Raw genomic sequence first — 11,686 nt, 5'->3', positions numbered from 1 at the left:
CCGATGGACTGAGCGAGCTCGTCGTTGTAGATGACACCGTTCAGCTGGGTGCCGAGGGGCACGCCGTAGATCTTGCCGTTGTAGGTGTAGAGGTTCTTGGCGGAGTCGGGCATGTTCTTGGTGATCGACGCGTCGTTGAGCGGGAGCACGAGTCCGGACTTCGCCCACGGGAGGATCGACTGGGCCTGGCCGGTGCCGCCCTCGGCGAAGAACGTGTCGGGGGCGTTGCCGCCCTGGACCCGCGTCGCGATCGTCGTGCCGTAGCTCTGGACGGGAAGGTTCTGGGTCGTGATCGTGACCCCCTTGTTCTCGGCCTCGAACGCCTTGGCGAGGCCGTCGTAGGCGGCCTTGTCCTGGTCGTTCGTGGCGCCGTAGGCGAAGGTGATCGTCTGCGGCTCCTTGCCGGTGGAACCGCTGCTGGAGCAGCCCGCGAGCGTAAGCCCTGCGGCGACGGGGATGGCGAGCCAGGCAAGCCGGCTGGTGCGGCTCCTGCGTGTGTGCTTCATCGGATTGACCTCTTTTTAGACTTCGTTGTCGGTGAGGCGGCGGCTGTGTCGCTGTCTCCTCTGGGGGCGATTCGAGTTTCGCAGCGCTAAGGCAGATAAACAACGCTACTTCTGCTTATCCCAGACATAAGCTGGGTCAATACCCGATCGGTGCGCGGCGGCCCACGCCCCTGGCGGGTCGCCTCGTTATAGTGAAGACGCCCACCTCCGGGCAGGAAGGATCACACCGTCGTGACCGATTCCCCGCTGATGTCGCGGCTCGATCTCAACCTGTTGATCGCGCTCGACGCCCTCCTCACCGAGCGCAGTGTGACCCGTGCCGCCGAGCGGTTGCGGCTCAGCCAGCCCGCGCTGAGCGCCTCGCTGTCGAGACTTCGAGTGCACTTCGGGGATCCGATCCTCGCGCGGCGCGGCAACGCCTACGAGCTGACGCCCCTTGCCCTGCGGCTCGCCGACCACACGACGATCGCGCTGGAGGCGGCGCGCCGGGTCTTCGAGAGTCAGGCGACCTGGGACCCGTCCGAGTCGGTGCGCCAGTTCTCGATCTTCGGATCCGATTACGGGTTCACCACCATCGGACGCGTCGTCTCGGAGCTGGCCGCCGCGCAGGCCCCCGGGGTTCACTTCCGGTTCATGCTCCACAACCCGACGGTGGTCGAGGATGCCGCGAATCGCCTCCGATCGGTGGACGGGATGGTCATCCCGCACGGATTCCTCACCGAGCTGCCGTTCGTCGACCTGTGGCAGGACGACTGGGTCGCGATCGTCGCCGAGTCGAACGACCAGGTCGGAGACCTCTTGTCGCGTGAGGAGCTGTCGCAGCTTCCCTGGGTCATGAACTATCAGTCGCGCTCCGCGTTCACCTCTGCGGAACGGCAGGTGCAGCAGCTCGGGATCGAGCCCGACGTCGAGGTCGTGGTGGAGAGCTTCCTGGCCATTCCGCATTTCATCGCGGGCACGAACCGCGTGGGCATCATCCACTCGGCTCTGGTGCCGCTGGCCAAACGCGCCGCCGCGGTGCGCGTCGTCCAGCTCCCGTTCCCGCCGACCCCCATCGTCAACGCCCTGTGGTGGCATCCCGTCCACACGCACGACCCGGAGCACACGTGGATGCGCTCGCTCTTCGAGGAAGCCGGCCGCATCGTCGCCGCGGGCGAGCACACCTGAGCGAGGCGGCCCCCCGCATTCGTCACGAATGTGCGGTTTGGGGGCGGTTTCATGGCGTGAGAAGCGACATTCGTGACGAATCTGCGGATGCGACGAGGGCATACCGGCGCTCCCCAATCCACTCGCTGATCGCGGCCAGGGTGCACGCCGCGCCGGGGTGCGACGGCTCGTCGATGTGGGCGTGATCCGCGTCCGGCTCGACGTAGAGGGTGGTGTCGCGTCCGGCTGCCGAGAGGCGGGCGGCGAACGCCTCCCCAGCAGGTTCGCGCTGCGGGTCCGGGCATACCGCTGGGCGGCGAGCACGTCATCCGACGGCGCCGGCGGTCGGCCGGCTCGCCGTGCTCGCGCAGCCACGCGATGGCGTCCGGTAGCGGCAGCGCGCGAAGGTCCGGTTGGGTGTCGGTCATCGCGGGCCTAGCGTGCCGCCGGCTGCAGCGAACGCATGCTCGCCCGGATCAGGTCATGCTGCTTACGCACGAGCACGAGCGGGTCGACCTCCCCCAGCTCGGCGAACGCGTGACCCTCCCACTCGCTCGACCAGTAGCCGCGGTAGCCGCCCTCGACGAAGATCCTCACCAGCTCCGGGTAGTCGATGGCGGGCTCCTGGCCGGTCTCGTCGATGTCGTAGAACTTGGCGTGCACGTGGAGGATCTGCGGCATGATGTCCGCCCACTCGTGCGGGTCGACGTGCCCGTGCATGTTGAACGCCAGGTGAGCGAGCGAACCGAGCCGGCCCGGGTCGAACCCACGGCTGTTCAGGTAGCCGATGAACTCCTCCTGGCGCTCGCGCATCGACGCGTCGGTCGCCCAGATCTCCTGGAGCCGCTGCACCTCCTCATCTCCCAGGCCCGCCCGGCGCACCGCGCGCAGCAGGGTCGGCGACATGCTGTGCATCGTCGACGAGAAGTCGGCGACGAAGCCGAGCAGCGGGGAGTCGAGTTCGGCGTAGAGGTCCCGCACCTTGACGATCTCGGGCGCGTTCGGACCCATCGGTGCGTGGATCTCGTAGGCGAGCTCGAGATCGAGGTCTTCGGCGACCGGCAGCAGGCGGCGCAGCAGGTCGGGCTTCGCCGACTGGATGCGCACCAGCGGGAAGCCGAGCTTCTTGGCGCCGCGGAACAGCAGTTCGCTGACCTCGAACTCCTCGTCGGGCGTCATGTCGCGGTCGCGCCGCTTGCCCATGTCGAGGTTGGCTCCGAACGAGCTGGCGTCGAAGCCGTGCCGGTCGAAGGCCTCCCGCCAGGTCGTCACGAACTCGTCGGAGACGACCGGATACGTCGGCAGCACCTGGGAGGCGACGATCTCGATCCCCGGGCCGATGCCGAGCTCGGCGACGCGGTCGAGCAGCCCGTCGAAGTCGAACCAGCCGGCGCGGAACTCAGCGCTGGCCGAGTAGAGCGTCAGCCCCAGCTGGAACGGGTCGGCGTCGGTCGTCTCCGGCGCCGGGGGAACATCCGTCACGAGCACGGGCGGCTCGGCATCGTGGTCGGTCGCCGTGAGCGTCAGGTGCTGGTGCACGATGTTCGGGACGTAGAGCCCGGGGCCGCCACCCTCCCCCGGCCGGATCTGCATGTAGGGCAGCCGCAGCTCCCCGTGCAGCTCGACCTCGTGCGTTTCGCCGAGCCGCACAGCCGGCTCACGCCGCACGATGAGCAGTGGATGCGACTGCAGGTACCAGAGCACGTCGCTCTGCTGCGGGAGGTCGGCGATACTATAGCGGACGCCGTCCAGCTCGAAGGTCAGGTCCTCCTCCGGCACCTGGACGCCGTCGAACGTCAGCCGGAGGGTGGTGACGGAGGACAGCCACAGGCTGCGGTACCAGGGGATGGTCAGGGCGAGGGCGACGCCCTCCGGGTGGACGCGCAGGCTCGCGTCGTCGACGAGTCCATTGGGCATGGTTCAGTTCCTGTCTGGGTGCGCCGCTGCACGTTCTGCGGCGATGGTGCGGATGAGGGTGTGCTGCCGCCGGAGCTGGTCGGGCGCGCGGTACGGCTCGTGGTGGCCCTCGTACTCGCTCGACAGCCAGCCGGTGTAGCCGCAGTCGACGACCACGTCGATGATGTCCCGCCATGGGATGTAGTGGTCGACGAGGTCGTCGTCCACCTCGTAGAACTTGGCCTGGAAGTAGACGGTGTGCTCCATCACGTCGGCCAGGTCGGACACCGGCACGAACGGAACCACCGGCGGGCGGGCCGAGCCGTCGCCCATGCGGAAGGAGGCGCTGCCTCCCCGCCTCGGGTACGACGACAGCTCGAAGACGCCGGTGTCAATCAGGAGGCCGAAGTGCTCGGAGCCGGTGCGCTCCTTGAACTCCAGGTACTCCTCCACGACCGGCGATTTGATGACGGTCGGCCAGTGGATCTCCGGGCAGATCACGATGCCGAGGTCGGCGGCCAGCTGCAGGTTGCGCTCCACGGCCTCCTGCCAGATCGGGTCGACCAGGAGGTCCTCGGAGATCACGCCGATCTTGGGGCGCACGAACGAGAAACCGAGGGTCGAGGCGAGCCGGAGGTCGAGCTCCAGCTGCTGCGCGCCCTCGGCGGCGGTCATTCCGCGGCCCGGGAAGCGGCGAGTGTCGATCCACGACCCGTACAGGGTCGGCGTCAGTCCCAGGCCCTCGTTGCGCGCGAACCACGCGTCGATCCACGCGTTGGACGGGCTCGGGTAGTCCTGGATGTGACCCTCGCCGAGGATCTCGAGGCCGCTGGCGCCGAGGTCGGCGACGTCGGCGATGCAGTCCTCGACGGTCATGGTGACGCCGATGTCGTCGGTGTAGCTGTACAGCGAGACGCCGAGGCGGAAGGGAAGGTCGTCCGTGGTCCCATTTCGATCGCTCACTTGACGATCACCGCTTTCCGCGTTGCGGTCCAAATCGAGGGCTGGAGCTCCTCCGGGATGTACGACATCCGGAGCCGCAGCTCCAGGCTGACGTCGTGGATGCCGCTGGCGAGGCCGCCGGCGCGGGGCACGGTCAGCACGGCAGCGTGGCCGAGAGGCCAGCGGGCGTCGGCGGCCTGCTGCAGCTCCTCGAACGAGAACTCGCCGGCCGGTAGGGTCCAGCGGATGGTGTCGCCGTCGAAGCGCTCACCGTCGACGGTCACCGTCGGCTTCTCGATGAGGTTCGCCCAGAGCCCGCGGTAGTACGGGCTGCGCACGCGGAGCTGGAATCCGGTGGGCGCGCCGTGCGGGCCGACGTTGCGGAACCCCGCCGTCTGTATCAGTTGTTCTTCGAGCATCGGATTCTCCTTCGGATCGATGTATGGCTGTCAGTTGCGGGCGTCTGCGGATGCGCTCGTCGCCGCGGCCAGCTGCGCGGCGGCCTCACGCGCCCCGCGCACGGCGATCGCGACGCTCATGAGGGTGGGATTCATGCTCGTGGCCGTCGGGATGAGGGCGTTTCCGCCGACCACGAGGTTCTCGTAGCCCCACACGCGCGAGTACGGATCGGCGACCGAGGTGCCGTCGTCCTCCTCGCCCAGGCGCATGGTTCCCTGGTAGTGCAGGCTGGAGCCGTTCGGCAGCAGCCGGGGCTCGGCGACGAACGTACCGAGGGCGTTACCGGCGCGCCGCAGGCGCTCGGTGGCCTCGGCGATCTCGCGCTGCTCCCCGTCGGTGAGCTCGTACGAGACGGTCATGTTGGGGAACCCGCGATAGTCGAATTCGTCGTCGTCGAAGGTCACGCCGTCGTCGTACCGCGGCTGCTTGCGCATCCCGTAGCCCATGTTGACGTACCCCCAGCGGTTGCCGGCCGCCGGATGCGCAGGGTCCAGCTGGAACGGCGGCCTCTCCGCGTACATCACCTGCAGCGAGAACGGGTGACCCGGTTCCGAGAAGGGGATGCGGTTGACGGCCGCGACCGGATCGGCCGGGTTGGTCGCCCTGCGGGCGAGCTCCGCATCCAGCTCCTCCTCCGTCGCGAAGCGGCCCATGCTCTCAGCATCGAGGGCGACCGTGGAGATCACGACTGGATGCTCTGTCAGGTAGTGCCCGAGAGCTCGCGGACGGATCCCGGACGCCCACAGCAGCTGCGGGGAGCGGAAGGCGTCGGCGGCAACGATCACGAGGTCTGCGTCGAACGTGTAGACCTCGTGGTTGCGGAGGTCCTCGACCACGACCCCGGTCACCCGGCTGTCGGAGTGCTCGACCCGGCGCACCAGGGAGAGGTCCCGCAGCTCGAATCGCTCCGAGAGGTCGGTCCCGGCCTCGAGCAGCGGCCCGAGCACCACGTCGGCTCCGGCCCAGCGCATGGTGCCGTCAGGCTGGGGATCGCCGGAGACAGGCAGAGTCGACGGCCCGTAGCCGTCGGGCAGCTCGGAGCCGAACTCCTCGGCCAGCAGCGACCGGATGGCCCCGCCGATCTCCGAGTCTGCGAAGGCCGATGTCTGCACGTGCAGGAGCCGCGACGCCTCCGCGATCAGCTCTTCCCATTCCGGGTCCGCGATGAACGGGATGCGCTCGCTGAACGACGGGCTCGGCGTCGCGCACGTCCAGTGGGCGCCCATCCCCCCCACGTTGGTGGACGCGGCCCCCGCAGGGAAGCTGGACGCGTGCGCCGAGCCCTCGCCGCCGTAATCGAGGAGATGCGTCCCGCCGCGCGCGGTGAACATCCCCTCGACGACGACGGACGAGGGGATGCCGAGGGACTCGCGGAACGCCCCGGCCTGCGGACCCTGCGACAGCTCGCGAGCCCGCTCCTTCTCATCCGGGTCGGGGATGTTGCGCACGTTCTCGCCGGCGATGGCGGTCAGCTGCGGGCCCGCCTCGAACATGACGACGCGCGCGTCGGGGAGCGCTTCGAGCAGCAGCCGGGCGTAGACGGATCCGATGGGACCACTGCCGACGACGGCGATGGTGTGGGTCGGGGTGAGGGTCATGAGGGTCTCCTGGTCGCTCAGGCGGGGATGGACGCGGTCGATACCGCGCGCAGCGGGTCGGTGTCATCGGACAGGCGCCGGTTCGGCAGCAGGATCGACGCCACGACTCCGACGAGATAGGTGAGGGCAAGCGCCACGAAGATCGGGACGAACACGCTCTGGTAAACCTGGGCGACCTGCTGCTGGATCGCGGGGCTTTGGGCATGGACGATGGCGGGCGTCAGCGTGTCCGCGTGGAGGCCGGTCGGGAGCATGGCTACGACGCTCGCACCGATGATGCCGCCGATGAGGGCGGTCACCACGGTCGCCCCGACCTGCCTCACCAGGTTCACGCTCGCGGTGATCGTGCCGGTCTCCGCACGCGGCACGGCGCTCTGGACGACCGCGACGATGAGGCTCATGAAGGCGCCGGTCCCGAGTCCGACAACGGCCATCGCGGCCGCGGGCGCCCACAGCGGTGCACCGACAGGGAGCAGCGCCATCGCGCCGAGGCCTGCGGCGCCGAGCACCGTGCCGATGAGCGGGTAGACGCGGTAGTGGCCGGTGCGGCTCACCAGCCAGCCGGTCGCGAGGTTGGTCACCAGCATCCCGAACACCGTCGCGATCGGCACGAGCCCTGAGACCGTGGCGCTCGTGCGGTACGCCATCTGGAAGTAGGTCGGCAGATACGACGTGATCGAGAACAGGCCGATGCCGACGATGGCCGAGATGACCGTGCCGGCAGCGACCGTGCGATCGCGGAAGTGGCTGAGGGGCACCAACGGCTCCTCGACCCGCAGTTCGATGACGAAGAAGACGACGAGGGCGACGGCTGCGATCACGAACGCGACGGTCGTGGCGACCGCCTGCGCGCTGTCGCCCACCCAGGACACGGCCAGAACGAGCGCGACCAGGCCGATCGTCAGGGCGATCGCGCCGACGACGTCGAACCTCCCGATCCGCCCCGGTTCGATGTGCGGGATGGCCACGATCGCGAGCGCGAACGCGAGGATGCCGACGGGGGCGTTGATCCAGAACACCCACGGCCAGCCCCAGGTGTCCGTGATGATGCCGCCCAGCACCGGCCCGATGAGGATCGCGATCGGGAAGGCCGCGCCGATGATCGCCATGAACTTCGGCCGCTGCCGCGGCGTTGTCACCTCGGCGATGATCGTCTGCGACATCAGCTGGAGGCCGGCCGAGCTCATCCCCTGGATCACGCGCGCGACGATAAGCCAGACGATTCCGTTCGCGAAGCCGCACGCGACCGAGCTAAGGATGAACACGGCGACCGAGCTGAGGAACACGGCGCGCGGCCCGATCCGGTCCCCGAGCTTGCCGAGAACGGGCAGCAGAACGGTGCTGGCGAGCGTGTACCCGACGACGATCCAACTCATGTGCTCGAGCGCGCCGAGCTGGCCGGCGACGGTCGCGATGGCCGTGCTGACGACAGTGTTGTCGAGGGCGCCGAGGAAGGACACGGCGAGGAGGGAGGTGACGAGGAGGCGGAACCTGAGTGGCGAGAGCGGCATGCGAAACCCGAACGATCGGGTGATCGACGCGACGGTTTGTGCCCTCTCCGCAACGTCACGGTGAGGAACGGGCCGGGGCCCCGGCGTCATGGTCAGTCTACGACAATCTTAGGTATTTTTTCAACCTAAGTGGTCGTTTCGGTCGGATCCCGGAGCAACGTGACCTCGGCGATGCCGATCCCGCGCTGCGGCACGATCGCTAGGCGCTCGTCACCATTGAGGAACCGGGCCAGCCGCAGCTCCCCTCCGTCGAGCACGAGCTCGCGCACCTCGTCGATCTCGACCGTCGTATCGTCCGCGGCGAAGTCGAACAGCGCCGCCTGGCCCGCGACGATGAACCGGTCCGGCCCCGTGCGGATCACGATGCCGAATGGACGGTCATCCCCGGGGGACTGGATGGCGCCGGGCCTCGTCTCCGACGGCGACAGCTCGGGCTCAGGGAGTTGCACGCCGACATCCAGGAGCATTCGGGCGAACAAGGCGGGCCCGTTGCGCACAGTGAGGGTGAGGTCGCCGAAGCGATGCGACGCGGATTCGTCCTGGGCTCCCAGCGCGAACCCCCAGACGTTCCCGAGGGGGCGCTGCTCCAGGATGCGGTCCGCCAACGCCAGCAGGCTCCGGGCCGCCTCGAAGAAGAGGGCGCCCTCCCGGCCGTCCTCCAGCCCGAATGCGCAGTAGCCGATCGCGTCCAGCGCCCCGACGGCGAGGAACAGATCACCGGCGGAAAAGCGCGACTCCGGGACGAAAAGCGGGTTCCCGCGCCGCGCATACGCCTCGAGCACCGCGCGGGCGTCATCGATGTAGATGTCAGGCGACAGCCAGTCGAGCGACGGCGCCACCGTCTGCCACAGTCCGAGCATCCGTGCGGTCGGCCCTCCGCTCGGGTACTGGCCCGGCTTGTCTTGACCGGGCTGCGGACCGAGCCAGGCGTTCGCGAAGAACGGGATGCGCGTCGACGAGCGCACGGGAGCCGCGATCCTCTCGACGTACGATGCGAACGCCCACGCCATGAACGTCTCCTGAATGTCGTCGGCGTTCCCAGTGAGCTGCGACCACGCCGCCCCGGCGGGTGCCGCGAGCACAGCCTCACCAATCCCGGCGGGGAGCGCGTCGACGTCCTTCCGCGCGAGCTCCACCAGCAGGTCCGGCACGGCGGCATTCCACGCGGCGAGACCCGGCGTGGAGTGGTCGCGGGCCGAGCCGAGGAGGCCGATCTCGTTCTCGACCTGGATCATGATCACGGTCTCGGCGTCATCGATGGCCGTCAGATGCCCCGCGAAGGCCGCGAAGGCCCGCGCGTCCGCCGCGACGAGCTCGGGCGAGAACACGGAGAGGGCAGGCTTCGCCATCGATCCCGCGTAGCTGAACGGCGTCGGCAGCGGCTCTTCCTGCAGCACCGCTCGCGGAAACCGCGCGGTGTCGGCGCGCACCCAGGTGGGCGCGTAGGTCGACAGTGCGTTCTTGAACGCGCCGAACCAGATCACGCCGAGCTTGAGTCCGACACCGCGCGCCTGCCGGACCAGTTCATCCACGACACGGAAGTCGAAGTCGCCCTCGGTTCGTTCGATTTCTGCCCAGGCGACCGACACCAGGACCGTGTTGATGCCGACGCCGGCGAGCCGGTGCCACTCCGCGGCCAGGTACGCGGGGTCCGACGAGCTCGAATTGTGCAACTCGCCGCCGATGGCGAGGAAGGGCCGACTGTCGACGATGAGCGAGGAGTTCTTGGTGACCGCGGTGTCCATTTTCCGAGTATCGCAGACTTCCGCGTCAAAGCTGCCTAAGTTACTCGATTCTTGACTATACGAACGATCGGCGAGTAACGTCGACGCTTACACAGGCGTGGAAGTGGAAGCCGAATCCGTCTCGGCCACGGAGATCATCAACTGCTCGGCGCTGTACTACGCGCCGAGCACCTGGACGATCCATTCACCGCGCTTGTTCGTAGACCCTATTTAGGGCGCCCTCGTCTCGCCCTCTTCGCCCATGACCGGTGGCGGACCTTCGGGGTCGACGGCGCCACCCTCGTTTACCCAATTCTCAATCCTGGCGGCGTCCTCTTTGGTCACTGGCCAAGGTCGGCCGAGGAGCGACTTGACCTTTTCCGTGAGCTTCGACATACCTCGGACTCTAGTCCGAGCTACCATTCAGGTGAGATGGCGAACGGCTTTTTTGGACGAACACAACCGCAACAACCAGTGCCCGAGGAGGCGGATCTCTAAGGGCTGCGTCGACTGCCCTCTGACGGAGGCACTCGAGGCGCGGATGCTAACAACTTCACGACACTCGACGTCAACAGCGCTGCCAATGTCGGGACAACCGCGGAACTCGCGAACACTGCCGGCATCTCCGCGCGCCACATGGTTGCAGCCGCATGAAAACTCTTGGAGGCCCAGGTATGAATGCAAGCGAGCCTGTCGACAACCGAACGCAGCGGCCACATCTTACGTTGGCATCTGCCGTGATGTTCGTGGCCGACCTGGGGCGGTCAGTGGTCTTCTATCAGGAACTTCTCGGATTCGAGACGACCGCTCGCACCGAGGAGGCCGCACTTCTCGTCAGCCCAGACGGCTATCAGTTGTATCTGCGCAGCATGGGAAAGCGGGCTCAGCACCCAATTGGTGCGATCGGCATTCAATACCTCGTGTGGACTGCCGAAAGCGAAGACGACCTTCAACGATGCGAGCGGGTTCTAAAAGCGCAATCGCCCCAGGTCACCAGCACGACGGTCGATGGGTTCCGGATGGTCGAGGGCCGGGGACCAGACAATGTTCCAGTCGTGATCACCTTCCCAGGCCCAGATCAGGCACCACGACATGGCATCCTGCGGCGGATCTACGCCTGGTAATAGTCACCATTCGCACCAAAACAACATCCTGGTCCTCACAATCCGGTCGGACGGTGGCGTTGCGGAGTTCGACCCGCTGGTTGAGTCGGACGGACGCCAACGGCAGGCGTGCCCGGAATTGAGCAGATGACCGGTTCCCCGGCTAACACGGTGATCGCCTGATCATGATGGACGATCTGTATCGGCTCGCCACAATCGATGGAGTATTTCGCACTCGCATGTGTGACTTCCACACGCAGGGTTCGGCCGGATAGCAGCAACCCGAACGCGAGGCGGGTGAGCCCAGTGGGAAGGCGAGGCCGGAAGCTGAGCGCGCCCTCGGTGTGACGCATCCCTCCGAAACCCGCCACCAGCGCGGTCCAGACTCCCGCCAGCGATGCCAGATGCACGCCGCTCCTCGTATTATGTGCCAGGTCGTCCAAGTCCATCAGCGCAGCCTCGGCCAGGTAGTCTTCCGCCAGACCTAGGTGTCCGACTTCGGCGGCGATCACCGCCTGTACGGATGCAGACAACGATGAATCGCGCACGGTCAGCGCCTCGTAGTAGGCGAAGTTACGGGCCTTCTGCTCGGCCGTGAACGCTTCAGGACGAAGCTGCATCGCCAGTACCAGATCGGCCTGCTTGACCACCTGCTTGCGGTAGAGATCGAAATAAGGGAAGTGCAGCAGCAGCGGGTATTGCTCAGCTGTTGTGGTGTCGAAGTCCCACACCTGATATCCGGTGAAGCCCTCGGCCTGCATATGGACACCTAGCACCTCGTCGTACGGAATGAACATGTCC

Annotated in this window: 10 protein-coding genes; 2 read left to right on the top strand and 8 right to left on the bottom strand. The window is 67.4% G+C overall.

All coding sequences use genetic code 11. The features are described from left to right. The coding region (locus tag ACPYOG_RS16690; protein ID WP_481295288.1) for an ABC transporter substrate-binding protein at positions 1–506 on the bottom strand (506 nt) is incomplete at its 3' end. Positions 507–737: 231 nt separating this feature from the next. On the opposite strand from ACPYOG_RS16690, the gene ACPYOG_RS16685 reads away from it, so the two are divergent. Continuing rightward, complete coding sequence (locus ACPYOG_RS16685; protein WP_481295287.1) at positions 738–1,673, top strand: LysR family transcriptional regulator; 936 nt, start codon at positions 738–740, stop codon at positions 1,671–1,673. Positions 1,674–2,087: 414 nt separating this feature from the next. On the opposite strand, the gene ACPYOG_RS16680 is transcribed toward ACPYOG_RS16685, so the two are convergent. From ACPYOG_RS16680 to ACPYOG_RS16655, 6 genes are all read right to left on the bottom strand, one after another. Further along, positions 2,088–3,569 carry a C-glycoside deglycosidase beta subunit domain-containing protein gene (locus ACPYOG_RS16680; RefSeq protein ID WP_481295286.1) on the bottom strand — a complete coding sequence of 494 codons (1,482 nt, stop codon included), beginning with the start codon at positions 3,567–3,569 and terminating at the stop codon, positions 2,088–2,090. 3 nt (positions 3,570–3,572) lie between these two features. Beyond that, entirely contained in the window at positions 3,573–4,511 is a 939-nt protein-coding gene (locus ACPYOG_RS16675; RefSeq protein WP_481295285.1) for a sugar phosphate isomerase/epimerase family protein, read from the bottom strand. Next, positions 4,508–4,909, bottom strand: coding sequence for a C-glycoside deglycosidase beta subunit domain-containing protein (locus tag ACPYOG_RS16670; RefSeq protein ID WP_481295284.1), 402 nt, complete (start codon positions 4,907–4,909; stop codon positions 4,508–4,510). Before ACPYOG_RS16670 ends, ACPYOG_RS16675 begins: the two co-directional genes overlap by 4 nt. Positions 4,910–4,939: 30 nt before the next feature. Further along, entirely contained in the window at positions 4,940–6,547 is a 1,608-nt protein-coding gene (locus ACPYOG_RS16665) for a GMC oxidoreductase (RefSeq protein WP_481295283.1), read from the bottom strand. Between the two features lie 17 nt (positions 6,548–6,564). Further along, positions 6,565–8,058, bottom strand: a complete 1,494-nt coding sequence (locus tag ACPYOG_RS16660; protein WP_481295282.1) for an MFS transporter — start codon at positions 8,056–8,058, stop codon at positions 6,565–6,567. A gap of 125 nt (positions 8,059–8,183) precedes the next feature. Further along, on the bottom strand, positions 8,184–9,803 hold the full coding sequence (locus tag ACPYOG_RS16655) for a DUF5597 domain-containing protein (protein ID WP_481295281.1): 1,620 nt from the start codon (positions 9,801–9,803) through the stop codon (positions 8,184–8,186). A 629-nt stretch (positions 9,804–10,432) separates the two neighbouring features. On the opposite strand from ACPYOG_RS16655, the gene ACPYOG_RS16650 reads away from it, so the two are divergent. Next, complete coding sequence (locus ACPYOG_RS16650; RefSeq protein ID WP_481295280.1) at positions 10,433–10,906, top strand: VOC family protein; 474 nt, start codon at positions 10,433–10,435, stop codon at positions 10,904–10,906. A 35-nt stretch (positions 10,907–10,941) separates the two neighbouring features. Here ACPYOG_RS16650 and ACPYOG_RS16645 read toward each other — a convergent pair. Next, positions 10,942–11,686, bottom strand: a 745-nt coding sequence (locus ACPYOG_RS16645; RefSeq protein ID WP_481295279.1) for a glycosyl hydrolase family 65 domain-containing protein, incomplete at its 5' end; no start/stop codon positions are given.

This window comes from Leifsonia sp. HAY1-4F, from assembly GCF_056755275.1.
Note: the sequence above shows the minus strand (reverse complement) of the source record. Positions and strands in the feature narration are given on the sequence as shown.